This window comes from Luteibacter sp. 22Crub2.1 (assembly GCF_900167995.1).
Lineage (GTDB): Bacteria > Pseudomonadota > Gammaproteobacteria > Xanthomonadales > Rhodanobacteraceae > Luteibacter > Luteibacter mycovicinus.
In genome coordinates, this window is sequence record NZ_FUYT01000001.1 from 18,821 (window position 1) to 43,667 (window position 24,847).

Genomic DNA, 24,847 nt, shown 5'->3' on the forward strand with positions numbered 1-24,847 from the left:
ATGAAGACACTCAAGGGTCCCGGCATCTTCCTCGCCCAGTTCGCATCGGACGAGGCGCCCTTCAACTCGCTGCCCGAGATCGCGCGCTGGGCCTCGTCGCTTGGTTTTGTCGGCGTGCAGATCCCTTCCAACGACCGACGCCTGTTCGATCTCGAGCAGGCCGCCGCTAGCACGGCGTACTGCGACGACATCATCGGTATGCTGGCCGGGCACGGCCTTCAGGTCACGGAACTTTCCACTCACCTGCAAGGGCAGCTGGTGGCGTCGCACCCTGCCTACGATCGCCTGTTCGACGGCTTCGCTCCCGCGGAGCTGCGTGGCAAGCCGCAGGAACGTCAGGCATGGGCCGTGCAGCAACTCAAGCTCGCGGCAACCGCAAGCAGGAACCTCGGCCTCACGGCGCACGCCACGTTCTCCGGTGCCCTTGCCTGGCAGCTGTTCTATCCGTGGCCCCAGCGCCCTGCCGGGCTTGTCGACGAAGCCTTTGCGGAGCTGGCCCGGCGCTGGAAGCCGATCCTGGATGCCTTCGACGAGGCGGGCGTCGATGTCTGTTACGAACTGCACCCGGGTGAAGACCTGCACGACGGCGCCACCTTCGAGCGCTTCCTCCACGCCGTGGACCACCATCCGCGGGCGAACATCCTGTTCGACCCGAGCCACATGGTGTTGCAGCAGATGGACTACCTGCGGTTCATCGACCACTACCACGAGCGTATCCGCGCGTTTCACGTGAAGGACGCCGAGTTCCGGCCCGACGGACGCTCAGGCGTCTACGGTGGCTACCAGAACTGGATCGACCGGCCGGGACGTTTCCGTTCCCTGGGCGATGGCCAGATCGATTTCGGTGCGATCTTCAGCAAGCTCGCGCAATACGACTACCCTGGCTGGGCGGTGCTCGAATGGGAATGCTGCATCAAGGACGCGCAGCAGGGCGCGCAGGAAGGTGCTCCCTTCATTCGCGACCACATCATCAAGGTCACCGAACGCGCCTTCGACGATTTCGCTTCGTCGGGTAGCGAGCGTACGTTCAATCGCCAGATACTGGGGCTCGAATGAGCATGCGTGGCGACACCACCGATATCGGGCGCCGTAACGCGCTGGGCCGTATCGCCACGGCCGCGGCGATGGCGGGCGCAGCGCCCCTGCTCGCCTCCGCCGCGACAACCGGCCCCAGGGTGGGAGCCCCGGCTATCGGCCGTGGCCGGCTCAGGCAATCGCTGAGCCGCTGGACCTCCAGGGCTCCGCTTCCCGAGCTGTGCACGCGGCTGAAGGCCCTCGGCTTCGCAGGCGTCGATCTGCTCTACGCGGATGAGTGGTCGGTGGTGACGGATCACGGCCTGGCCGTATCGATGGGTTATCCCGCCAGGCGGGATAACTTCATCGAGATGGGCTTCAACGATCCGGCGAACCATGCCGTTCTGATCCGGGAGATCGAGACCACGATCCCGCTTGCCAAACGCGCGGGCGTCACCAACATCATCACCATGTTCGGCAACCGCAAGGACGGCATCGACGACCAGCGGGCCATCGACAACTGCATCGCCGGACTGGGAAAGATCGCGCCGTACGCCGCGGAAAACGGCATCACGCTGTGCCTCGAGCTGCTGAACAGCAAGGTGGACCATCATGGCTATCAGGGCGACCGCACCGCGTTCGGCGTAGCCGTGACCAAGGGCCTCGGTTCGCCCAGCGTGAAGCTGCTTTACGACATCTACCACATGCAGATCATGGAGGGTGACGTGATTCGCACCATCCGCGACAACATCCAGTGGATCGGTCACTTCCATACGGGCGGCGTACCTGGTCGCCACGATATCGACGGCACGCAGGAGCTCAACTACCACGCCGTCGCCCGGGCCATCGCCGATCTGAACTACCAGGGATTCATCGCTCACGAATTTTCGCCATCGCGCCCGAATCCCTTCGATTCGTTCGCCGAGGCTTACAGGATCTGCACCGTATGACATCTTCCCGAGGAATGCCGATGAAGCGCATCGGCGCCGCCACGTTCACCCTCTTTACCGTCGCGAGCCTGGGCTCGTCCTGCGCCCTGGCACAAGACGATCCGAAAGCCACGGAACGATGGGAGCCGGTACCGAAGGTGGTGACTCCAGGTGCGAAGGAGAACGCGCCGCCGTCCGATGCGGTCGTGCTGTTCGACGGCCACGACCTCAGTGGCTGGGAGGCATCGAAAGACCAGTCGCCGGCGGCCTGGAAGGTGCACGACGGCATCGTCACCGTCGACAAGACCACGGGCAATATCCAGACCCGGCAGCGCTTTCACAGCTATCAGCTGCACCTGGAATGGCAGATTCCCAGGGACATCACCGGCGAGGGCCAGGGCCGCGGCAACAGCGGCGTGTTCCTTGCCTCCACCGGCCCTGGCGACGAGGGTTACGAAGTCCAGATCATGGATTCGTTCGAAAACGCGACCTATGTCAACGGACAGGCCGCAAGCATCTACAAGCAGGCGGCCCCGTTGGTCAACGCCGCGCGCCATCCTGGCGACTGGCAGACCTACGACATCGTGTGGACCGCGCCGGTGTTCGCCGCGGACGGCTCGGTGAAGTCACCAGCCTACCTCACGCTGTTCCACAACGGCGTACTGGTGCAAAACCACACCGAACTGACCGGCGAGACCTTCTACATTGGCAAGCCGAAATACAAGCCGTACACGACGGCGGCGATCAAGCTGCAGGCCCATGGCGACCATTCGCAGCCGATCAGCTTCCGTAATATCTGGGTGCGTCCGCTGGACTAAAGGCGCCCCCAGCCCCGGACGTCACATCCCTGTAGCCGGTGAGCCACCGGGCACCGGTAAGGTCGAATCAGTCGGAATAGTTGACGACACGTCCCGCGCACGCTTCGATCACGTCGCACCAGACACTGTCCGCGCTTCTTCCTCGGTATGCGTGAGCGTACCGGTTTCATCGGGCGTTTCTTGCCGGTCAGCGGCTACAGGGCTTTTCTATGAACACCATTCACACCGAATCGGGTTACTCCTCACCAGGCAGCGATGCCTACGCTCCATTGCTCCGGCGCATTTCCTGGGGATCCATCTTCGCCGGCGTCATCATCGCTGTCGTCATCCAGCTCGTGCTGAGCCTCATCGGTGCTGGCGTTGGCCTGAGTGTTGCCGATCCGGTGCATCACGATTCGCCGGATGCGTCCGCCTATGGCTTTGGCGCGGCAGCATGGTGGGGCATCAGCAGCGTGCTTGCTCTCATGGCCGGCGGCTGGGTGGCAGGGCATCTGGCGGCCGCACCTGGCCGGACGGATGCGATGCTGCACGGGCTGGTGACCTGGGGGCTGGCCAGCCTGATCGGCGCTTACCTGGTGGCGTCGACGTTCGCATCCGTCGTAAAGGGCGGCGCCACGGCGGTCGGTGCGACCGCGGCGGCAGCGGGAAGCGGCCTTGCGGCAGCGGCGGGTCCGGCGGCGGACGAAGCGAAGAAACAGCTGGCGGCAAACGGCATCACAATGGATTCGCTGAAGGCTCAGGCTCAGGAGCTGATGGCCCAGACCGGCAAGCCGGCGTTGCAGCCGGAGGCCGTCAAACAGCAGACCGAGGGTGCGGTCAATCAGCTGAATAACGCAAGCCAGAATGGCACGGGCGAAGATGTGCAGGCGGTAGCGCAGCGCATCATTACGTCCGGAAGCGACACGGTTCAGCAGGCCGACCGTCAGGCCCTGGTGAATGTGGTCATGGCACGGACCGGTGCCAGCGAGCAGGACGCCGAGCAGCGAGTCGACGCGTGGGTTACGCAGTATCAGCAGACCAGGGCCAAGATCGCGCAGGCGACCGCTGAAGCCGAAGCCAAAGCCCGCGAAGCTGCAGATGCCGCCGCGAAGGCCGCCGCCAAAGCCGCTCTGGGTAGCGCCGTCGCCTTGATCCTGGGTGCCATGGCTGCGGCGCTCGGTGGCGCCCTCGCCGGCCGACGCTATGTTGTCGTTCACAACGCGGCTGGGACGACTGGCGTATATGGCCGCTAAATGCAACATTGCCTGAGCGTCGTTTGTTATCGGGATACTCCCTGGCTTCGGTCGGGGAGGATTCTCGACATCCCGGATGGATCCAGCGCACATCGATTGCGCGTGTAACCGCGAAAGAACGGCTCGTAGAGGCCGCGACCCGCCGTGTATCAGCCGTGAGTCTCGTCGTCGTGCGTTTGCTGAGGAGATTCTTTTTCTTTCGGCTTCTTTTCGACACGTTCCGCCGCGGATTCATCGAACTCTTTCGGCGTGGGCGACCTGCTGCTCTTGTCACTTTCTGACATGACTATTTCCTCGGATGGTGAGGCACCACAGTGCTCTCAATGCCGTCATGCTCGCAGTAAGGTGGCGTGAAGGGAGCTCAGGAACTATGGTCGCTGTTGATCAGCCAGCGACCGTCCACCTTGTGCATCAGCAGGGTCGAGAGCCCTGACGCCTCGGCGCCCGTGTCGGGCTTGAGATGGTAGCGGACGACCGCAAAGGCATACTGGGACCCGAGTTCCTTGACGTCGATCACGTCCAGCTTCAGCTTGCCCAGACCGGCGCCAGGCTTCTTATAGGTCGATGCGTACATGGCCTCGATCGCGTCGTAACCAACGACAGTGCCACTCGCGCTGACGAAGCGGGTGCCCGGTGAGCGCTCGTAGCACCCCATAAAGGTCTTCAGATCGCCCGCCGACCAGGCGGCTGCGCTGGTGTCGAGCGTCTGTTCGATGGCTTTGGCGGTCGGGACCGCCGCTGTCTCGGCCGATACGCTGGCGACCATCGCCACGGCGCTGGCGGCGCAGAAAAGAACGGACATGGTTTTCATGGCACCCCCTTTTGATTCCGCATGATAGGCATGCTGAGACAATTTGTCCCGAATGTATGGAGATTGTTCGTAGGTAGCATGCGTTGGAGGACGGCATCATCGGCGTTTTGAGGGCGATTTCCTCATGACAGACAGTGGCAAGTCACAGCTCGGAACGAAGAAAGCATGGATTGGGTCCCTATCGCCTTTATCATCTTCAAGGTCGTCGTTTTCGGCACAGGCATGTTCCTGGCCATCAAGTGGCATTACGAGCAAGGGAAAAAGGACCGCCCGATCGAGCGGCGTGCGGTACTACGCGTGGCCGGCAAAGTGGCGTTAGCCGTCGGGGTCTTCGTGATACTGCTCGTGGGACTGCTCTACGCCACCTTCGCCGTGAGCCGGAGACTCGGTCTGGCGATGTGAGCCAGTACCGGGCGGGTAATGACCGCAGCGACATTTTGACCAATACCGCCGTCGCGAAACAGGCATACGCTTACCCTATCTTTCGCTGGAGCTTGACGCGTGTCGATACCTACCGACCAGGCACTCCTTCTCGCGCGATGGCAATTCGCCTTCACCGTCTCCTTCCACATCATCTTCCCCGCCATCAGCATCGGCCTCGCCAGTTACCTGGCGGTGCTCGAAGGTCTGTGGTTGAGGACGAAGAATACGGTTTACCGTGACCTGTTTTTTTTCTGGTCGAAAGTATTCGCCGTCGGCTTTGCGATGGGTGTCGTCTCCGGCGTGGTGATGAGTTACGAATTCGGTACGAACTGGTCCGGGTTCTCCTCCATAGCCGGCTCAGTGACGGGTCCCCTGCTGACTTACGAGGTGCTTACCGCATTCTTCCTGGAGGCGGGGTTCCTGGGGATCATGCTGTTCGGCTGGCATAAGGTAGGGCCACGAGCTCACTTCTTCGCCACGCTGATGGTGGCCACAGGCACGTTGATCTCGACGTTCTGGATCCTGGCCTCCAACAGCTGGATGCACACCCCACAGGGATACGCCTGGCAGGACGGCCGGATCGTTCCGGTCGACTGGCTCAAGATCGTGTTCAATCCGTCGTTCCCTTACCGCCTGATGCACATGGCGCTCGCGGCGTTCATCGTGGCCGCGACGCTGGTCGCCGCCTGCTCGGCCTGGCACCTGCTTCGTGGACGGAAGGATGCCGCCATCCGCAAGGCCTTCTCCATGGCATTGTGGCTCCTGCTGGTCGTGGTTCCCATCCAGATCGTCGTCGGCGATGCGCACGGCATCAACACGCGCGAGTATCAGCCCGCCAAAATCGCCGCCATCGAGGGTCTCTGGGAGACGGAGATGGGCGGCACGTCATTGAATCTTGTGGGCTGGCCGGACATGGACAAGGAAGAGACGCGTTTCGCGGTGAAAGTCCCGCACCTGGGCAGTGTGATCCTGACTCATTCGTGGGACGGTGAGATTCGGGGGCTGAAGAGCTTTCCCAAAGAGGACCGGCCCAACTCCACCATCGTGTTCTGGTCATTCCGCGTGATGGTCGGCATGGGCATGCTTCTCCTGCTCATGGCACTTGCGGGCCTCGTTTTACGCCGCGGTGGACGGCTTTACGAACAGCGGGCGTTTCAGCGCTTTGTCCTGCTCATGGCGCCGTCCGGGCTGATCGCCTTGCTGGCCGGGTGGATCACGACCGAATCCGGACGGCAGCCCTGGGTCGTCTACGGCGTATTGCGCACCCGCGACGCGGTTTCGGCGATCTCCGCTCAGCAGGTCGGCACCTCACTGATGATCCTGATCCTGGTGTACTTCGCGGTGTTCGGCACGGGTATCTATTACATGCTGAAGCTCATGCGCAATGGTCCGGACCTGCCACGCGACGCCGCGGAAGAAGATGCTTCCGACACTGGCAAGGGGCAGCCGCGTTTCGACCACCGGCCGCTTTCGCGACCGACCGACCCTATCGACGAGTGAGGTTGCCATGTCCTTCGATCTACCGATGGTCTGGGCGGCCATTATCGCCTTCGGTGTTTTCCTGTACGTGCTGCTCGATGGCTTCGACCTCGGCATCGGGCTGCTGTTTCCCTTCTTCGATCGCGAGCACGACCGCCAGGTGATGTTGAACACCGTCGCCCCGGTATGGGACGGCAACGAAACCTGGATGGTCCTTGGCGGTGCCAGCCTGTATGCGGCCTTCCCTGTCGCCTATTCCGTACTGCTACCGGCGACTTACCTGCCGATCATCGGCATGGTCTGTGGATTGATTTTTCGAGGCGTCGCCTTCGAGATACGCGCCAAAGCGAGGCGTTCGCAGCGGCTCTGGGATCTTGCCTTCATGCTTGGCTCGGCCACGGCGATTTTCTGCCAGGGTCTCGTGCTCGGTACGTTGCTTCAGGGCATCCCCGTCATGAACAGACAGTTTGCCGGTGGACCGTTCGACTGGCTCTCACCGTTCGGACTTCTCGCCGGGCTGGGTCTGCTCGTCACCTACGCGACTCTCGCATGCGGCTGGTTGATCATGAAGACCGACGGCGACCTCCAGCGGCGCATCTACGTCGCGATGAAGCCGCTGGTATGGGCCCTGCTCGCGATCATCGCCGTGGTCAGCGCATGGACCGTCCTCGGTCAGGATGCCGTGGCCCGGCGCTGGTTCGCGATGCCCGATCTCTTCTTCTTCCTGCCCGTTCCGGTTCTGGTCCTGGCTTGCGTCTTCGGCATCCAGCGCGCCATCCGGCAGAAGCGTGACCGACAACCGTTCGTGCTCACGGCGGCGATTCTCTTTCTCGGCTACACCGGGCTGATCATCAGCATCTTCCCGAACATCATCCCGCCTTCGCTGAACATCTGGGCGGCATCGTCGCCCCCCTCGAGTCAGAAATTCACGCTGGTCGGCGCGGCCATCATCGTGCCGATCATCATCGTCTACTCGGCCATGTCGTACTGGGTTTTCCGCGGCAAGGTGCGCCACGACGACCCCGGTTATCACTGATGGGCACGCGCAGGCAAGGGTGGCTGGGGCGTGCGGGCTGGTTCGTCGCGCTTTACGTGGGAGGTGTCCTGGCGGTGGCCCTGATCGCCCTGGCGTTCCGGCTGCTGGTGCCACATTGACGCCGAGACGCTGGCTTGAGATCGGTCGCTCTACTTATCCCTGACCTCGTCATACACGGCTACGCTCCGCGATGCGGTCACGGTGACCGGCATGTGTGGCCGGGCTGCGCGGCCTGTGCTCGGCGCAAAGCTGCTCGACCAGCCCCCGATGATCCGGCAAATCATCCAGCGCCCTCACCGCCGCCTGCTGAATCATCCCAAATTCCCGCCGCGCCACCTCCACATCCGGATAGGCGCTGCGCATCGGCTCCAGATCGGTTCTGAACTCCATCCCGTACAAGATGTACTGCCAGCTGGAGGTCATGAACATCTCCAGGTCGCTGACGAAATCCAGCCGATGCGGCGGCCTCGTCTTCCACTTCTCCAGCTTCTCCCGCAGCGTCTGCGGGATGCTCGAAGGGTCGGCATTCTCAAGCCAGAAGGCCGAGTCGCGCCTCTGGCTCAGGCAGTAATGCATCTTGATGAAGTCGATGATCCGGTCATATCGCGCCACCATCATCTCGTTGTAGTGCCGTGCCGCGCTCTCCATGTCGTCGGTGTCGCCGGGCAACAAATGCGTGAGCAAATACGTCGCCAGCTCGATCAGCGCAATGCCGGTCGACTCCAGCGGCTCAACGAAGCCCCCGGCCAGGCCCACCGCGACGCAGTTCTTCCGCCAGTGCTCAGGCCGATACCCCGTCTCGAACTTGATCTGCATGGCCCTTCCGCCCTTCCCTGCTTCACCCAGGTACTTCCGGAAGACCGCTTCGGCTCGCTCGTCATCGGTATGCCGCGACGAATACACATACCCCACGCCACGCCGCTTCTGTAACCCGATATCCCAGATCCACCCCGCTTCCTGGGCGGTCGAGATGGTGTAGGAAGGAATCGGCGTATCGGGCGCGTCGTAAGGCACCTGCATCGCCACCGCCCGGTCCGCGAACAACACATCCGCCCGACTACGGAACGGCGACTGCATCGCCCCGCCGATCAGCATCCCACGCAGCCCGGTGCAGTCCACATACAGGTCTGCGGTCAGCTCGCCTTCTTCCTTCGTCACCACGCGCGCGATGGCACCGTGCTCGTCGAGCTCCGCACGCTCCACCGTCGCCGTATGCCGAACCACACCAAGCGTCTCCTGACCATGCTCGGCCAGCACCCGCGCAAAGCACGCCGCATCGAAGTGGAAGGCGTGGTTCATCGGCCCTTGATAGTCCGCATCCTTCACGCGCTTAGGGGCACGCGAGTGATCGACCAGCGCGGTCTGCATCGACACCGCATCGGCGAACGGCATCCCCGCCGGCGCGGCGCCGAGCAGCCAGTACGGCAACAACTCGGGACCGCCCGGCCGCTGACTGGGCGCATTGAACGGATGAAAGAAATGATCCGCACCCGGCGCACCCGGCGGCCGTACCCAGTGCCGGTAGTGGATGCCTTGCTTGTACGTCGCGGTGGCGCCGACCAGAAAACGTCGCTCGTCGAGGCCGATGGCGGCCAGCGTTCCGCGTATGGACGGGAACGTGGCCTCCCCTACCCCGAGCAGGCCGATGTCCGGCGATTCCACGAGGTGCACCTGCACACTTCGCGGATCGACCGCGTTGACCGCCCTGGCCAGGTAGCACGCGGTCAGCCAACCCGCGGTGCCACCTCCAACGACCAGCACCTTCTTCAGACGCGCCATGCTGTCTCCCTGCCTTTCAGCCCGTCAGAGCCAGACGCCAAGCTGCAAGCCGTACGTGCGCGGCGCGAGGTACTGCGACACGTACTGCAACGAGCCGTCGGCCATGGTGAAGCGGCCTGCGCTGGTCCTGATACGCCCATCGGACACGTTCTGCACGTATGCGTTGACCCACCATTTGTCACCCGGCTCGCTGTAACGCAGGGACACATCGCCGCGCGTATACGCCTTTTGCTTGTCGCCCGCGCCCAGGTTGAAGTAGCTCAACCACTGTGCGCTCTGGTACTGCGCGCTCAGGCGTGGCGTGAGGCGCCCGCCATTGCCGAGCTGAAAGTCGTGCTCGTAGATGGCGGTGAGCGACACCTTCGGCGCGTGAGGCAGATCGTTACCGGTAACGTCCGCGCAGTTCGCGAGGTTCGACTCGGGCGGGCACGCCGGCAGACCCTGATAGTCGTTGGAACCGGCGTAGATCAGCTTGCCGAGCTCTTTCTTGGTAATGGACGAGAAGATCAGATTGAAGCGATCGCCCTTCTGCTGGTACGCCAGCTCCGACTCGAAGCCGATGACCTTGGTGCTGCCGCCCACGTTGGAGAAGCCCAGGCCGTGGTTGCCGTCCGGATAGACGATGGGCGCGGACAGCTGGAAGTTCTTGAAGTCTTCGTAATAGACCGCCGAATTCCAGGTCATGTGGCCGTCGAGGAAGACGAACTTGGCACCGACTTCGTAGTTGGTCAGCGTCTCGGGTTTGTACAGCGTGCCCGCGTCCTGCGTGCCGCCGGATTTATAGCCGGTGGACACGCTGGCGTAAGCCAGGCCGTTCTCGCTCACGTCGGTATCCAGGCGAACCAGCCACGTCGGCTTGCCCTTGCTGTACTTGGCCGTGTTCCGCTGCGAGACGCTGAAACCGTTCGACGGATCCGGATACACGTCCGGCGAGATCGGCACCTGCGGCACGGTCGGATCGTATGCCCAGCCCCAGTTGACGCCGCCCTTGTTCTCCTTGTCGTCATGTGACCAGCGCGCGCCGCCGGTGAGGCGCCAGTGGTCGCTGAGATGCCAGGTAGCCTGACCGAACAGCGCATACGACTCCACGGTTTCCTTCGGCTGGATGAAGGACCCCTGCCAGCTCACCGTGCCGTAGCGCGTGCCATTCATGATGGGGATGTCGAAGCGGATGTCGTTGTCTTCGTAGCCGTAGTACGCACCGAGAATCCAGTCCACGGTCTGTGGACCGGTGGACTTCAGGTTGATTTCCTGACTCCAGTTCTTGTAGCCCGAGCTGTTGGTGCGGTCGTCCTGGTAGACGCCGTTGGTGGTGAAGCTGGTGGGCACGCTGACACCGACGTCCTGATCGAAGTCGCTCTTGCCGGAGTAATGGTTGTAGCCGGCGATGTAGCTGAGCTGCATGCCGTCGCTGATGTTCCAGTCCATGCGGCTGCGCACCGTGTTGGACGTGCGATGCAGGTATGGTGCGGTATCGATCAGCGCCGACCAGAAGTCCTGACCCTGACGTGGTGTCTGCATCAGGCTCATGCTGGGGGTACCGCGGTCGACGAAGTACTCGTACGACAGGTTCCACTTGAACGTATCGCTGGGTTGCCACAGCGCGCTGACGCGTGCCGCGGACTGATCCTGTGCGTTGTACTTGTCGCCGCCCTGGACGTACTGGCCCGGATCGATCGGCTTGAACCCGGCCAGCGTGCCGCCCGAGGCGGACGAAGCCAGATACGCCTGTTGCTGGTCCGCGACGCTTGGCAGCTGACCCGACGGCTTCTGATAATCGACGTAGCCGTCGTGCTGCTCGTGCACCACGGCGACACGCATCGCGAAGGTGTCGCTGATCGGCAGATTGAAGGCGGCACGCGAGCCGAACTGGTGGAAATTGCCCCCGCCCACCTGTGCATTGCCGTAGAAGCCCGCACCGATCTCCGGTTTGGCCGTCTGGAAGCTGATGGCACCGGCGGTGGAATTGCGACCCCAAAGGGTGCCCTGGGGACCGCGCAGCACTTCCACGCCATCCATATCCAGCAGCAGGCCCGAGGCGGCTTCGGCACGCGGCGCGTATACGCCGTCGACGAAGGTGGCGACTTCGGGGTCGGCATACTCGGTCTTGGCGCTGTCGTTGCCGATGCCGCGCAAGGTGAGTGTCACGACACCATGGTCACCCTGCGAGGTGCCTTGCAGGCCGGGCACGAGCTTGGTCAGGTCCTGGACCGTCATGACCCGCTCGCGATCAAGCGTGTCGACGGCGATCGCGGTCACGGCCACCGGCGTTTTCTGCAACGGCGTATCGCGCTTGGTTGCGGATACCGAGACGGCATCCAGGTTCTGGATCTTCTTGTCCGCGGCCTCGGGATTTCTGGGCGGTGGGTTCTGTGCCGTGGCGTCCTGATCCGCCGCTAGCAGCGTACCCGGCGCGAACGCGAGTGACATGGCGACATACATCAACTTGTGACGCAGGTTCATCTGACTCTCCCTCGATGATTCGAATCTGTGTGGTCCGTCTCGGACGACGGCCATGACACGATTTCCCCACTCCCCTTGCGCGCCGCCATTTAGGATGACAGCGCTGTCATTGCTGGATAGTAGAACTCTCTCGCAATGAATGCTTGCTGCGTGGCAGCAAGCCGACAAGGCACTTAAGAACGTCTTGCAGGGTCACGGCGCGGCGCCATGACCCGGACACGTCAACGTACGGTCCGCTACGGTGCCCAGCGACACCTCGGCGATAGCGATCCGCCCCGCGCTGTGGCTGGACCATTCAAAGGGACGGTCCACCTTGCTCATGTTGGCGCCGGCATCGCGGAAGCATTTCAACGGAATGCCGACTCGAAGCCATTCCCCCTTGGGCAGCGCGGCCAGCTGACTCCCGACGGGCACCGAGCCCTCGCATCCGGTACCGCAGCCGATGGCGACGCGCGACGTATCGTCCGCTGAGACGGCATCGATCTTGAGCATCGTCACCAGCAGCACGTCACCATTGGTTTCACGATCCACATCGAGTGGCGTCGGCGCCACCAAAGCGACGCTCGCGTCACCTGACCCCTTACCGGACCAGCTGAGGCTTCGCGCGTCTTCCTGTGCCTTGAAGTCGAGCGCAGCGACATGCAGGCTGTCGTCCGCCGTGGCGGCGGGTGTGGCTTTGACATTGGAGGTAACGCCATCCGCACCGGTCAGACGCACCACGAAATCCTGGGCCGGCTTGCCTCGAGTGAAGTAGACGCCGGCTTGTGCCGAGCTGAGGACGAGCCCCGGGTTCTCGGGCAGCTTTCCGGTGGTGCCACCAGCGGCATACGTCAGTCCGAAGCCGTAAGGGAACTGCGGACGGTCACCCTTTGCGATCGCGCCGGGAATCTGCAGCGCATTACGCGGCCAGGCATAGGCAAGCTTGCCGTGAAAGTCATGGGCGACAGATCCTTCGCGGGTGCGCAGCAGCACATCGGCGATACCCTCGCCTTCGCTGCCCGGTAGCCACGCGACCACGAACGCGTCGGCGGCATTGATTTCGCGGTTCATCCAGAGCGGGCGGCCGGTGAGGAACACGGCGACCACCGGCACACTTTGCCCGCGCAGTTTCCGAAGCAGATCCAGGTCGCGATCGTTGCCGGGACGGTACGCGAGGTTCGGCAGATCGCCCTGAAACTCGGCATAGGGGTCCTCGCCGAATACCATGATGGCGACGTCCGGCTTCTGCGTGTAGTTACCGTCGACGGACAGTTCGGCGCTGCCGCCGGCCGCTTCCACCTGTGCGCGAAGGCCGGCCCATACGGATGTGGCGCCCGGGAAATTGGCATTCGTCAGACCCGTTCCCTGCCAGGTGAGTGTCCAGCCACCGTTTTGCCGGGAGATGTTGTCGGCGCCTTCGCCAGCGACCAGGACCCGCTTGCGCGGGTCGATCGGCAGCACGCCATCGTTCTTCAGCAACACCAGCGACTCGCGCACGGCACGGCGTGCCACGGCGCGGTGCGCCGGGCTTCCGACTACCTCGGCCGACTTTGCCGCCAACGCGTTGGTGGACGGCAGCCCAGCCTCGAACATGCCGAGGCGCATCTTCACCCGCAGGATGCGAGTCACCGCGTCGTCGATGCGGCTCATTGGAATCACACCGGCCCTGGCCTCAGCCAGCGTATTTTTGTAGATACCTTTCCACGAGTCGGGCGCCTCGAGCATATCCAGCCCGGCGTTATACGCGGCGGCGCAATCCTCGTTGGTGCAGCCGGGTACCTGGCCGTGCGCGTTCCAGTCGCCGAGAACGATCCCATCGAAGCCCATGCGCTCCTTCAGCACGCCGGTGATCAGTGCCTTGTTGCCGGCCATCTTGATGCCGTTCCAGCTCGAGAACGAAACCATCACCACCTGAACGCCCGCCTTGATCGCAGGCGGATAGCCTGCGCCGTGAATGTCACGCAGCGTCGCCTCGCTGATCCGTGCGTCGCCCTGATCTCTGCCATCGTGCGTGCCGCCGTCGCCGAGGAAGTGCTTGGCGGTGGCGATGACATGCCCGGCATCCAGGAACGACGGCGTACCTGGCTTGCCTTCCAGCCCTTCAACGACCGCCGCGGCGTATGCCGCGACTATCTCGGGGTTCTGCGAATAGCCTTCGTACGAGCGCCCCCAGCGCACATCCTGCGGCACGGTGAGTGTGGGCGCGAACGTCCAGCCGATGCCGCTGGCACGCAGCTCCTGCGCCGTGACCTCACCGATGTCGTGAATCAGTTGCGGATCGCGGGTGGCGCCGAGGCCGGAATTCTGTGGAAACAGCGTGCTGCCGACGAGATTGTTGTGCCCGTGCACGGCGTCGATGCCGAACAGCACCGGGATGGCCTTGCCTCCCCGCGACGTGTCCATCGACGCACGGTAGAACGAATCGGCCAGCGCCTGCCATTGCGTGGCCACGGGAAACGGCTGCCCCGGTGGCTTGGAATTACCGCCTGCCAGGACCGAGCCCAGTCGATACTCGCGTACATCGTCCGGCGTGACGTACTTGATGTCGGCCTGGATCATCTGGCCGACCTTTTCTTCCACCGTCATCGTCCGCAGCAGCGCACGGATGCGGGCTTCAAGCGCGGGATCGGGCGCGAGCGGCGAAGCACCCTTCGGCCACTGTTCGGGATGGACGGCGGCGGCGTCGCCCGCCATGGCGGGAATGGCAGACAGCAAGGCCCCGGCAAGGGAAAGCGCTACGGGCAAGCGTCGCGATAACAGACCCAACGGTTGCAGCAATGGCACAAGCAGGCTCCATCCACGCGCACCGGCGGTACGCTTCCGAGGCGCATCGTGGCAGGAATGACAGCGCTGTCAATTTGCGATGCAGCATGGGCCCGGCGCGGGCGGGCGCCACGGGTCCGCTCAGGGAGCGAGGGCGGTCGAGCCTCGGATCTGCAGGGAAAACGGCATCTGGACCAGCTTGCCCGTACCACGGCCTCGCAATTCGGCCAGCAACTGCTCGGCCGCGATCCTGCCCATCTCGCGGCTCGGTTGCAGCACGGTGGTAAGGGCCGGCCACAGCTGACGCGACAGAGGCGTATCGTCGAAGCCGCAGACCGAGACGTCGTCAGGCACCTTGAGGCCGAACTCGCCCGCCGCCCACATCACACCGGTCGCCATATCGTCGTTGGCCGCGAACACCGCGGTCGGTCGGTCGGCGAGCGAGAACAGGTGGCGCGCCGCCTCCACGCCCGAGGCGAAGGTAAAGGCGCCCTGCACCACCAGCGCCGGATCTTCGGGTAATCCGGCCGCCGCCATGGCATCACGGTAGCCTGCCAGGCGCCATCGACTGGCGCCGTGATTCGCGATGCCGATCACATGGGCGATCCGCGTGTGCCCGAGTTCGAGCAGATGGCCGACCATCGCACGCGCGGCGCTCTGCTCGTCCATCATCACGCCGAGGGTCTTGCTTCGCTTCACCGGCGACACCGCGGAAAAAGGAACGTCCGCCTCGCGCAGGCGTTTCAACAGCGGCGCGTATTCGGTAATGGGCGGCGTCAGCACCACCCCATCGGGGTGATGGTCGGAGATGAGTGTATCGAGGCGGCGGATGAAGTCGCTGTCGCGCATGCGCAGCGGTCGCACCATCATGCTGTAGCGATGCGCATCGCAGGCCTCGAGCACGCCGTCCTGGATCTCGGCCAGATACGTCGATGCCGGATTGTCGTTGTTGTCGTACAGCATCGCGACCAGGAACGAGCGGTTACCTGCCAGACTGCGCGCCGACGGATGGGGGCGATAATCCATTTCCTCCATGGCGGCACGCACGCGCTCACGCGTGGCGTCAGTCACGTTGGCCTCGTCGTTGAGCACACGCGACACCGTCTTGGGCGATACGCCGGCTTTGCGCGCCACATCTTCGAGGCGTACCCGCATGGATTCTCCGCTGTCGTCACACTGTTCAACGACTATGCCGTCAGATCCCTCCGGTTTACAAGCGCAACATCCCGTGGCGATGCTGCGCCCGCAACATGCGGCCTGGCCCGGTCCATGACATAACGGTGACTGGAGAGAGGGACCCATGACCCGGAACGACAATGCAGACCCGCTACGTGCGCGCTGAGCATATCCCTGACGGATGTGCCGGCTACGTACGGATGACGAAACGCTCCGCGCTTTCGTTCTGGCAGATCTGGAACATGTGCTTCGGCTTCCTCGGTCTCCAGTTCGGCCTCGCATTGCAGAATGCGAATGTCAGCCGGATATTCCAGACGCTGGGCGCGGACGTCAACGACATCCCCGCGCTGTGGATCGCCGCGCCGCTGACGGGTCTGATCGTCCAACCCATCGTAGGTCACTACTCCGATCGCACCTGGAACCGGCTGGGCCGGCGTCGGCCATACTTCCTGGCGGGCGCGGTATTCGCTTCTCTGGGCCTGCTCTGGATGCCGAACGCCCCGGCCTTGTGGATCGCCGCCGGGCTGCTATGGATCCTGGATGCGTCGATCAACGTCTCGATGGAGCCGTTCCGTGCCCTGGTCGGGGACCAGCTGCCGACGAGGCAGGGTCCCGCGGGCTTTGCCATGCAGAGCTTCTTCATCGGTGCGGGGGCGGTGGTCGCTTCGCTGTTGCCCTGGGTGCTCGCGCGCTTCGGCGTCGCCAACGTGGCGCCGCAGGGAGGCATTCCCGACACGGTGAAGTACGCCTTTTACGTCGGCGGCGCCGTGCTGCTCGGCGCTGTGCTCTGGACGATGCTGACCACCCGCGAGTACTCACCTGCGCAGCTGCGCTCGTTCGCCGATGCCGTGCCTGAGCGGCCGCCGGTCGACGTGTCGCGCGCCGGCAGACCCGGTGCGCTCTTGCTGCTGGCAGGTGGCGTTGTCCTGGTCGCGATCAGGCACTTCTCGCTGGAGAAGGAGGTCTACCTCCTGGCGGGCGGACTGATCGTTTTCGGACTTCTGCTCAGCTGGCTCAGCCGGACGGGTAGCCGGGGCATGCTGCGTGAAATCACCGGCGATCTCTACGGCATGCCGGAGTCCATGCGGCGGCTGGCGGGTGTGCAGTTGTTTTCGTGGTTCGCGCTGTTCGCGATGTGGATCTACGCCACGGCGGGCGTGACCCAGACGATGTACGGCACGGGCGACACCAGCTCGGCCGCGTACAACGAAGGCGCGAACTGGGTGGGTGTTCTGTTCGCCGCCTATAACGGTTTCGGCGCCCTTGCGGCGGTCATCATCCCGCTGATGGTGCGCCGGTGGGGGCTACGCATGAGTCACGTGGTGAACCTCTGCCTTGGCGGTGCGGGACTCCTGTCGTTCCTCTATATCCGCGATCCCCGTTGGCTGCTCGCTTCCATGGTCGGTGTCGGCTTCGCATGGGCATCGATTCTGTCGCTGCCTTATGCGCTGCTGTCCGACCATTTGCCTACCGCGAAGATGGGCGTGTACATGGGCATCTTCAATTTCTTCATCGTGATCCCGCAGGTGCTGGCGGCAAGCATCCTGGGGATGTTGCTGCGGCTGTGCTTTCACAACCAGCCGATCTGGGCACTGGGCATCGGCGGGATCAGTCTGGTGATGGCGGCGTTGTGCACGCTCCATGTTCCGGAGCCGGAAGGGCGGGTTCAGTGAAGAGCCGCCTGTAGGAACGATCCCGCCTTCCGGTCCGTATGCTTCGCAACGCGTGGCGGTCAGAACGCCTTGATCAATCGCGCCGATACCATCTGCGCCTGATCTCGCTGCCCTCGCTGATAATCATAGCCAAAGTCCAGCGACGTAAGCTCCGACAACGCCGCCTTCAGGCCGACATTGAACACGCCGCTGTAGCGCGACAGGCCGATGCCCACCAAAGGCTGATATTGCTGAAGGCCGACGAAGCTTGCCTCGAACACGTCCCCTCGCGAGGCGACGGTTCGCTGAAACTGCGCACTCATCCGGAAATCCAGTGAGCGTCCGCCACCAAAATCCCAGCGTCGACTGGCGCGCAAGCCGACACCGGCCTGCCACCGGTCCACCGTCTGTGCATTCGCCTGCAGACCGAATCCACCGGCACCCTGCTCCGCGAACCCGTCGCGTCGGATGTTCGCGTACTCGACATTGACGAACGGCAAGACCCGCGTGCCCGCCCAGTCCAGGTTCAGACCGCTTTCGCCGTAGGCGACGTTGTAATCGCCGCCGTACCGTGTCCCGACGCCCTGGGCGCTCGTCCCAAGCAGCAGCTGACGATTCACGTCCTGCTGGAAGTGGCCAAACCCGATACGCCCCTGCGTGTACCAGTTGCCGTTGAACGCTCCCGCGTAAAACATGCCTTCGGTGTTCCGGCTGCGATTGCGGTCGGAACTCCGGTCGAGCTGTTGACGCGCCTGGCTCTGCCCGAACGCGAAGCCCGCGACCCCCGAGCTTCCGATCTGCTGATCGCCACCGAACATCCAGCCGTTCAACTGGTACCCAACGCCGTCGAAGCCTGACCGCCCCATGTCGCCGCTGGTGCTGAGGTTGTGCGTCCACATCCCATAACCTGCCTTCTTGTCGAGCAGGTCGTCGAAATGATCGGACATGGCACGGCCCGACGCATCGATCGCCTCGAACGTCATGGCGGCGCTGGCCGCATGCAGCTCGCCTGACAGACTCTCCAGCGAGAACTGTGCCGCCTGCACCGTGGGCGCTTGTTGGAACTGCCCTGCCGCCTCGACGAAGTTCGAGGGAACCGCCGGGACGGTCCCACTGGCGATGCGCGTGTCCAGCTGCGTAAATGCGCTCTGCACGCGCTGGGCGCTGGCCAGCGAGGCGCGGGTCAGCACCGCTCCCCTGCTCTGCATGGCGGCCGTGATGTTGAGGCCCGTCGTGTCGAGCCACACGCTGTTCGGGCCGTAGTTGATCGTGCTGGAGGTGAAAACGACACCGGAATCCTTGACCAGCGCACCGAACGTCCCGGTGACACCGCCCGTTGCGGTAAGTACATCCGTGTGCGTATTGCTGACATACCCGTTGTCGGCACCGGTGACCTCGAGCGTACCGTCGAGCGCGGCCGAACCGGTAACGGCGAGTTTGCTGCCGAGACTCACGGCAAGCCTGCCGCCGGACGCCTGGCCGAAATTGCCGCCGACCGATGTATCGCCGCCATGCAAGGCGACCCTGCCCGCGTTGATGAGGTTGCCATGGACCCCGGGAACGCCGTCGAGCGTGCCTCCCGCATTGACGGTCACGTTACCCGCGATCGCCTGCGAGGCACGCAGCGAACCCGCGTTGATCGATGTGTTCGTCACGCCCTGCAACTGATTGTTATCGAGCGTCCAGGTACCGGCGCCGTTCTTGATCAGGCTTCCGCCAAATGTCGTGCCGCCTGTCACCGCTGTCGAATACAGCTGGCTGCTGCCGGCGCCGCCATCGAGCGTCAGGGTGGATGCCGTATTGCTGCCGATCTTCAGTGCGCCGTGAATGTAGCCGCCGGCGATCAGCGTGATGTCGTTGACGCGAGCCGGGTCCATCTGCACGTCGCCCAGGATGAAACCCGCATTGGACAGGGTGAGTGTGCCCACGGAACCGTAGTTGCCGACGCCACCGTAGACCGGCACGTAAATGGCACAGGCCGGCGTCCCCGAACAATCGCCCGATGTCGGTGCGGTCGTCTCGATCGTCGAGCCTGCGCCATTGTTCACGACACCGCCGAACTCGAGCCTGATGCCCGTCTGCGCACCGGTGATCCGGGCGCCGTTCGTATTGTTGACGGTGGCGATCGTCAGGTCCTGGTTGTAGGTGGATACACCGGTACTGCCCGAGATGAGGCTGCCACCGTCATTGAATACCGTGCCGCCATCATTCAGGGCGACGCCAACGCGCTTGCCAAGAATCGAACTGGCGCTCAGATTGCTGATCGTTGCGTCGTGGCCGTACGAGAATATGCCGGCGCTGATGGGAGCGGTGGGCATCCGCGAGTCGCTCCCCGAGGTGATCTGACCGCCATTCGTATTCGTGACCGCGGTCATATGGCCATTGATGCCGTCATCGGTCATACCGGTGATAGTCCCGCCGTCGTTGGTGACCACGCCCGACGATTCCACACCGATGGCTCCGCGAATGACGGCGCCCGAGGCGTTGATCAACGTGCTGTTCGCGCCGAGATTGACGGCGCCACCGACGTAACCCACCTGGGGTACCGTCTCGATCACCCCACCGTCGTGGTTGAGCACGGTGGCGGCACGGGTCCCACCCACCGCCGTGAACGCATCGTTCGTATGCACGAGGCCGGCGTTGTCCAACGTGGCCCCGTCGGCAAGCGTCGTGTACGCGATGGTCGCGCCGTGGTCCACTTGCAGGACCGCATGGGCGAGGTTGCCGCCCACGGTGGTCGAGTACTTCAGCGCCGCTCCGCTCGCGATCCTCAGGGTGCCATCGACCACATCGGTGCCGAACCATGGACCGCCACCACCGCTGGACGCGTTGCCGCGGGTGAGCGTGAGCGTGTTACCGCCGAGCTTCACTACCTGGCCATCCCCGCTGATGTTCCCGCTGAAGGTCTGGTCGTCACTGCGGTTGAACGCCAGCGTGCCGCTGACAAAGACATCGCCTGCAAGCGTGCCCGACGTTCCACCATTGCCGATCTGGAGCGTGCCGAGCGCGACGTTCGTTCCGCCCGTGCTTGCCACATCGCCGGTGAGGGTGAGCGTGTTGAAGCCGTCCTTCCGCAGCGCGCCGGTACCCGTGACCTGATTGGCAAAGGTCACATTGTCCGACCGGTCGAACCCCAGGACGCCATTGTTAATAATGGCGCCGGTCACCGACCCGGTGGTGCCGCCCGCACCAAGTCGCAGCGTACCGCCGCTGATCAGCGTGCCGCCGGTGTAGGTGTTGTCACCGCTGAGGACGAACAGGTCGGATCCCTGCTTGATCAGGTTACCGCTGCCACTGATCACCGCATCGGTGCCGCCACCGACGCCACTCGGATAACCGAAGTTGAAGATCAGGGTGCCGTTGTTCGCGATGCTTCCGGTGCGCCACGAATTGCCGCCGCCGTTACCGATCTGCAGGGTACCTCTGCTGATGGTGATATCGCTGAAGATGGCGGTGTTGGCCAGGATCAACGTGCCCGTGCCCGCCTGGGTCAGTGAGCCCGTGCCGCTGACGATGCCGCAAACGGTCACCGTGTCGCTCCGGTCGAAGACCAGCGCGCTGTTGTTCGTGATGTCACCGGCGATCGAGCCGGTGGTTCCGCCGTTGCCAATTTGCAGCGTGCCGGCGGTGATCACGGTCGGGCGTGTCGAGGTGGTGGCGCTGTCCTCGGTGATGGAACCCGTGACGATCAACTTGCCGGCACCATCCTTCAACAGCGAACCGGTACCGCTTATGTTTCCGCCGAAGACGACATCGTCGCTTCGGTTGAACCTGACGTACTTGTTGTTGACGATGTCACCGACCAGCCAGCCGGTGGCACCTCCGTTACCGATCTGCAGGATGCCATTGTCGACCGTGGTCCCGCCGGTATAGGTGTTGTTGCCAGTGAGCACGAGCGTGCCGCTGCCGATCTGCCGCAGGGAGCCGGCGCCGCTGACGATGCCGTTGAAGCTGCTGGTGTCGCTACGGTTGAAGGCGAGCACGGCGTTGTCGGTCACGTCGCCCGCAAGGCTGCCGGTGGTGCCGCCGTTGCCCAGCTGCAGCACGCCGCCACTGATCGTCGTACCGCCTGTGTAGGTATTGCTGCCGCTGAGCACCAGGGTGCCCGCATCCGTCTTGACCAGGCCCGACGCTCCGGTCAGGACGCTGTCGATCGTTGCCATATAGCCCGATCCAGCTGCGCTGCCGTCGCCCACGCGGATGATCGACTGCCCCGGATCGGTCGCGCTACCGGTCAGATGAATCGCATCACCCCTAACGATATAGCCGTTGCTCGCAAACTGCATACCGGCAACGCTGACGTCGCCCTGGCTGGCGTCGACAGTGACCGTGCCGGGTGTGCTCTGGAATACGGCGAACGATCCATCGGCGAACCCGGTGTTGGTCACGCCGTTGGCGTCCGTCCAGTTCGCTCTGGACGCGGCATTGCCGCTTTGCCACGTGCCATTGCCGCCATTGACCACGTTGTCACTCGCCGGGCCGGCATCGCCATCCCAGAAGCTGAGACGCGTGCCCTGGGCATTCACCAGATTCACCTGGTGCGCCACGCCGGTCTGCACGAGCCAGCCGGCCGGTGCGTCCAGCCCGTTGTTCACCAGGCTGCCGCCGTAACTCATGAGTCGATAGACGCCGGGCCCCGTCGCGGAACCGGACGCCGGGCTTCCACCGAGCGTGCCATCCAGCGTCAGGTTGCCTTTGACGTCGACAAAATCGCCCAGACCGTAGTCCAGCCGGGAACCCGACGACAGACTGAGGTTGCCATTGACGGTGAGCGTACCGATCGCGCCGCCGCTGCCCGGCGCCAGGGTGGCGCCATCGGATACCGTGACACTTCCGCCGATGATGCCCTTGCCGCCGAGCGTCGCGCCGCTGGCCACGGTCGCTGCGCCTGTGGCGGCCGACTGATCGCCATCGACATAGAGACTGCCCGCCTGCACGAGCGTCGTCCCGGTGTAGCTATTGGTGCCGGTGAGCGTGAGCGTGCCCGCGCCGCCTTTTACCAGATCGGTCGACCCGGTCAGGTTGTCAGCTCGCACGACGACGTCGTTCGCGGCGACGTCGATTTCGCCCGAGGGCGTCGTGCCGCTTCCGCCCGAGGGTGGCGACGTGGGCTGGACGGGCTGCGTGGGCTGTGTGGGTCGGACGTTGCCGCCGCCCCCACCGCCGCCGCCGCACGCTGAAAGCCCCAGTGCCAATGCCACAGCCAGCGCCATGGCGCCCAGCTTCATCCCCACGCCGGACGGCAGGTTGCCGTGGGCGCTCACCCCTTGCGATGCTTCCATGTATCCCCCTTGTTGCGAAATATCTTGCAACAAGAATCGACGGGGCGCCATGTGCGCTGCGGCATAGGATGGCCGGCCGCCAACCTCGTCGCTCCTTAGGTCGATGTCCCGCCCGTTATGTACCTTAGGTAGCGGCTCCCGGACCCGCCCCGCTATGGAAACCGGCGGCGCTCGCCTGTCGCGCGCATCGTTCCAGCCAGAGGAACGAGGCGAGCGCGGACGTTGCCGGGTGAGACAGCGTCGCAGCGACATGCCGGACCAGGCGCGCGACAGCGTCCCGGTCGACCAGCCCTAGGTCCGCCAGTGCGCACTCCCGCAGCTGCGCAAGAAGGCGGTCGGCATGCCGCGCGACCAGGGCCGGCAATACATGGGCGAACGTTTCCTTGAGATAACCCTTCGGAAAGACATCGCCCCCCAGTCGGCTCTCGAGGTAGCGCCGCATGACTTCCCTGCCCTCGCGGCTGCTCCGCGGCAGCCGGTGACACAGATACGCCAGCTGTGGATCGCTCAACGGATGAACCGGCCACTGCCCGTGCTTCAACAGATCCGGAGAGCGGCACGCATTGGCCAGCAACGATGTCACGGGTACCGGACTGGCGGGCGCGTCGAAGAGCGGCCGGCTGCGTGCGATCGCCTGCGCACACGGCGTCAGCAGTCCTTCCGCATAGCTGCGGGCGTCGCGGCCCCAGAGGGGGCCCTTCGCCGCCTCGACGGAGATCTCGTCGAGGTAGGCGGGAAACAGCTCGTCGCCGCCGACACCGGTAAACAGGGTATGGCGTCCTTTGTCGCGGGCCGAGGACCAGAGCGCCGAACACGCTTCCAGATAGAACTCACGGCAGAAGCCGTAAGTCTCCCGCGGTGTGTCCAGATCGAGACTGGGCGGATAATCGCTGATGTCGACGGTGTGATCGGCCAGCCCGAGGCGATCCGCGATCTGCCGGCGTCGCCTTACCTGCGGAGCACGTACCCCGCCGTCGAGCAGGATGCCCTTGCTGTCGATGTTCCGGTGCAGGCTCGCGAGTGCTGCCGCGACCGTCGCCGAGTCCATTCCGCCACTGAGCTCGAGGGACACGCTCCCTTCGAGCCAGGGACGCAGCGAGACGGCTCGTTCCAGGGCGGCGGCGAATGTCGGCAGCGTGTCCTCCCCGTCGTCATCGACGGGCGCCGTATCCTCGACAGCCTCCGGATAGCGATACCGCGCGCCGCCCGGCTCGACAAACAGCGACGCGCGCTCGGTCAGCAGCACCACGCCCGTATACAGCTGCCGTGCCGCATAAGTCGTACGGAGGACCAGCTGATGAATCGCCACTTCCGTATCGATCACCGCGGGTCCGCGGGCGAAATCCGCCGAGTCCCAGGAGACGCTGACCCGGTCGTCGGTCACCCTGCAATACACGGGGGCCGTGCCGAGCACGCCCGCACGGATACGCAGACGGTGTCCCGCCTGTGCCGCCTCGATCAGCACGTAGTCGAGCGGCCAGAGCAGACAGTCCCGATGCAGGGCGTCATACGTCGCGTCATCCTGTGCGTCGACGACAGTGGCGGGTTCTGGCTCGTCGCTGCCTGACGTGGCCATGCGCTCTCTGACAACCAGAAACCATCGACCCGGCATCCGCACCAGGCGTGTCTCCAGCATGGGATGGCTATGAGGAACGAGGTAGCTCGAGCCCAGAGTAAGGCGTGCCTCATGCATGACAGGGGCGAACGACAGGTCGGCCAGCGCCATCTCAGCCTTGATCACTGGCAAGCTCCTTCACGAAAAAAGCCGCCTCGGTGACGAGACGGCTTCGGTGATATACGGCGGATCGAAATAACGCCCGGACACTCAGCCCCAATCGCCACCGCTGTGCGTGGAGCCGATCCGGCCGATATCGCCGACATCGTCGATCTTCGGTGCCCACTTCTTAGACGTGATGCCAGCAGGCATCGCGGCATCCATCTGGACACCGAAGGGATTGACGTTTTGCGTCGGCTGGTCGCGCTTATCCATGATAACGCTCCGAAGTTGAGG

The 24,847-nt window shown here is 64.0% G+C and carries 18 protein-coding genes; 9 read left to right on the forward strand and 9 right to left on the reverse strand.

Annotation, left to right across the window (positions count from 1 at the left end; all coding sequences use genetic code 11):
* From B5X73_RS00090 to B5X73_RS00105, 4 genes are all read left to right on the forward strand, one after another.
* The gene (locus B5X73_RS00090; protein WP_079519770.1) at positions 1-1,056 is read left to right on the forward strand and encodes a sugar phosphate isomerase/epimerase family protein; all 1,056 of its coding nucleotides are present in this window, start codon (positions 1-3) and stop codon (positions 1,054-1,056) included.
* A 2-nt stretch (positions 1,057-1,058) separates the two neighbouring features.
* Positions 1,059-1,964 (forward strand): hydroxypyruvate isomerase family protein, encoded by a 906-nt coding sequence (locus B5X73_RS00095; protein WP_079519772.1) that lies wholly within the window; start codon positions 1,059-1,061, stop codon positions 1,962-1,964.
* 20 nt (positions 1,965-1,984) lie between these two features.
* Positions 1,985-2,761 (forward strand): 3-keto-disaccharide hydrolase, encoded by a 777-nt coding sequence (locus B5X73_RS00100; RefSeq protein ID WP_079519774.1) that lies wholly within the window; start codon positions 1,985-1,987, stop codon positions 2,759-2,761.
* Between the two features lie 209 nt (positions 2,762-2,970).
* The gene (locus tag B5X73_RS00105; protein WP_079519776.1) at positions 2,971-3,993 is read left to right on the forward strand and encodes a hypothetical protein; all 1,023 of its coding nucleotides are present in this window, start codon (positions 2,971-2,973) and stop codon (positions 3,991-3,993) included.
* A gap of 149 nt (positions 3,994-4,142) precedes the next feature.
* On the opposite strand, the gene B5X73_RS21460 is transcribed toward B5X73_RS00105, so the two are convergent.
* Together B5X73_RS21460 and B5X73_RS00110 are read right to left on the reverse strand one after the other, a co-directional pair.
* Positions 4,143-4,277, reverse strand: coding sequence for a hypothetical protein (locus B5X73_RS21460; protein WP_255363945.1), 135 nt, complete (start codon positions 4,275-4,277; stop codon positions 4,143-4,145).
* A 77-nt stretch (positions 4,278-4,354) separates the two neighbouring features.
* Positions 4,355-4,804 (reverse strand): YybH family protein, encoded by a 450-nt coding sequence (locus tag B5X73_RS00110; protein WP_079519778.1) that lies wholly within the window; start codon positions 4,802-4,804, stop codon positions 4,355-4,357.
* A gap of 165 nt (positions 4,805-4,969) precedes the next feature.
* Between B5X73_RS00110 and B5X73_RS00115 the strand changes: the two genes are divergently transcribed.
* From B5X73_RS00115 to B5X73_RS21210, 4 genes are all read left to right on the forward strand, one after another.
* Positions 4,970-5,206: a hypothetical protein gene (locus tag B5X73_RS00115; RefSeq protein ID WP_079519780.1), complete on the forward strand. Its 237-nt coding sequence runs from the start codon at positions 4,970-4,972 to the stop codon at positions 5,204-5,206.
* Between the two features lie 99 nt (positions 5,207-5,305).
* Positions 5,306-6,727, forward strand: coding sequence for a cytochrome ubiquinol oxidase subunit I (locus tag B5X73_RS00120; protein WP_079519782.1), 1,422 nt, complete (start codon positions 5,306-5,308; stop codon positions 6,725-6,727).
* Positions 6,728-6,734: 7 nt separating this feature from the next.
* Positions 6,735-7,742, forward strand: coding sequence for a cytochrome d ubiquinol oxidase subunit II (gene cydB, locus B5X73_RS00125; protein WP_079519784.1), 1,008 nt, complete (start codon positions 6,735-6,737; stop codon positions 7,740-7,742).
* Positions 7,742-7,861, forward strand: a complete 120-nt coding sequence (locus B5X73_RS21210) for a DUF2474 family protein (protein ID WP_139382598.1) — start codon at positions 7,742-7,744, stop codon at positions 7,859-7,861. The genes cydB and B5X73_RS21210 overlap by 1 nt, the downstream gene beginning before the upstream one ends.
* A gap of 49 nt (positions 7,862-7,910) precedes the next feature.
* On the opposite strand, the gene B5X73_RS00130 is transcribed toward B5X73_RS21210, so the two are convergent.
* From B5X73_RS00130 to B5X73_RS00145, 4 genes are all read right to left on the reverse strand, one after another.
* A complete protein-coding gene (locus B5X73_RS00130) occupies positions 7,911-9,521 on the reverse strand; it encodes a tryptophan halogenase family protein (RefSeq protein WP_079519786.1) in 1,611 nt (536 codons plus the stop codon).
* Between the two features lie 24 nt (positions 9,522-9,545).
* Positions 9,546-11,984 (reverse strand): TonB-dependent receptor, encoded by a 2,439-nt coding sequence (locus B5X73_RS00135; protein ID WP_079519788.1) that lies wholly within the window; start codon positions 11,982-11,984, stop codon positions 9,546-9,548.
* Positions 11,985-12,176: 192 nt separating this feature from the next.
* Positions 12,177-14,657, reverse strand: coding sequence for a glycoside hydrolase family 3 protein (locus B5X73_RS00140; protein ID WP_079519790.1), 2,481 nt, complete (start codon positions 14,655-14,657; stop codon positions 12,177-12,179).
* Positions 14,658-14,867: 210 nt separating this feature from the next.
* Entirely contained in the window at positions 14,868-15,881 is a 1,014-nt protein-coding gene (locus B5X73_RS00145; RefSeq protein WP_036113210.1) for a LacI family DNA-binding transcriptional regulator, read from the reverse strand.
* A 221-nt stretch (positions 15,882-16,102) separates the two neighbouring features.
* Here B5X73_RS00145 and B5X73_RS00150 point away from each other — a divergent pair, with 221 nt between their 5' ends.
* Complete coding sequence (locus B5X73_RS00150; protein ID WP_079519792.1) at positions 16,103-17,575, forward strand: MFS transporter; 1,473 nt, start codon at positions 16,103-16,105, stop codon at positions 17,573-17,575.
* 59 nt (positions 17,576-17,634) lie between these two features.
* Here B5X73_RS00150 and B5X73_RS00155 read toward each other — a convergent pair whose 3' ends face one another.
* The 3 genes from B5X73_RS00155 to B5X73_RS20840 all read right to left on the reverse strand — a co-directional run bounded on the left by B5X73_RS00155 (position 17,635) and on the right by B5X73_RS20840 (position 24,826).
* Complete coding sequence (locus B5X73_RS00155; RefSeq protein WP_176167664.1) at positions 17,635-22,836, reverse strand: autotransporter-associated beta strand repeat-containing protein; 5,202 nt, start codon at positions 22,834-22,836, stop codon at positions 17,635-17,637.
* Positions 22,837-22,960: 124 nt separating this feature from the next.
* Positions 22,961-24,577 (reverse strand): asparagine synthase-related protein, encoded by a 1,617-nt coding sequence (locus B5X73_RS00160; protein ID WP_079519795.1) that lies wholly within the window; start codon positions 24,575-24,577, stop codon positions 22,961-22,963.
* 84 nt (positions 24,578-24,661) lie between these two features.
* Positions 24,662-24,826 carry a hypothetical protein gene (locus B5X73_RS20840; protein WP_176167665.1) on the reverse strand — a complete coding sequence of 55 codons (165 nt, stop codon included), beginning with the start codon at positions 24,824-24,826 and terminating at the stop codon, positions 24,662-24,664.
* Positions 24,827-24,847: the final 21 nt, after the last annotated feature.

Bases quoted from the DNA above. Each gene is read 5' to 3' on its own strand.
- B5X73_RS00090 (WP_079519770.1), top strand. From the start codon at position 1: ATGAAGACACTCAAGGGTCCCGGCATCTTCCTCGCCCAGTTCGCATCG.
- B5X73_RS00095 (WP_079519772.1), top strand. From the start codon at position 1,059: ATGCGTGGCGACACCACCGATATCGGGCGCCGTAACGCGCTGGGCCGT.
- B5X73_RS00100 (WP_079519774.1), top strand. From the start codon at position 1,985: ATGAAGCGCATCGGCGCCGCCACGTTCACCCTCTTTACCGTCGCGAGC.
- B5X73_RS00105 (WP_079519776.1), top strand. From the start codon at position 2,971: ATGAACACCATTCACACCGAATCGGGTTACTCCTCACCAGGCAGCGAT.
- B5X73_RS21460 (WP_255363945.1), bottom strand. From the start codon at position 4,277: ATGTCAGAAAGTGACAAGAGCAGCAGGTCGCCCACGCCGAAAGAGTTC.
- B5X73_RS00110 (WP_079519778.1), bottom strand. From the start codon at position 4,804: ATGAAAACCATGTCCGTTCTTTTCTGCGCCGCCAGCGCCGTGGCGATG.
- B5X73_RS00115 (WP_079519780.1), top strand. From the start codon at position 4,970: ATGGATTGGGTCCCTATCGCCTTTATCATCTTCAAGGTCGTCGTTTTC.
- cydB (WP_079519784.1), top strand. From the start codon at position 6,735: ATGTCCTTCGATCTACCGATGGTCTGGGCGGCCATTATCGCCTTCGGT.
- B5X73_RS21210 (WP_139382598.1), top strand. From the start codon at position 7,742: ATGGGCACGCGCAGGCAAGGGTGGCTGGGGCGTGCGGGCTGGTTCGTC.
- B5X73_RS00130 (WP_079519786.1), bottom strand. From the start codon at position 9,521: ATGGCGCGTCTGAAGAAGGTGCTGGTCGTTGGAGGTGGCACCGCGGGT.
- B5X73_RS00135 (WP_079519788.1), bottom strand. From the start codon at position 11,984: ATGAACCTGCGTCACAAGTTGATGTATGTCGCCATGTCACTCGCGTTC.
- B5X73_RS00140 (WP_079519790.1), bottom strand. From the start codon at position 14,657: ATGGCGGGCGACGCCGCCGCCGTCCATCCCGAACAGTGGCCGAAGGGT.
- B5X73_RS00145 (WP_036113210.1), bottom strand. From the start codon at position 15,881: ATGCGGGTACGCCTCGAAGATGTGGCGCGCAAAGCCGGCGTATCGCCC.
- B5X73_RS00150 (WP_079519792.1), top strand. From the start codon at position 16,103: ATGACGAAACGCTCCGCGCTTTCGTTCTGGCAGATCTGGAACATGTGC.
- B5X73_RS00155 (WP_176167664.1), bottom strand. From the start codon at position 22,836: ATGGAAGCATCGCAAGGGGTGAGCGCCCACGGCAACCTGCCGTCCGGC.
- B5X73_RS20840 (WP_176167665.1), bottom strand. From the start codon at position 24,826: ATGGATAAGCGCGACCAGCCGACGCAAAACGTCAATCCCTTCGGTGTC.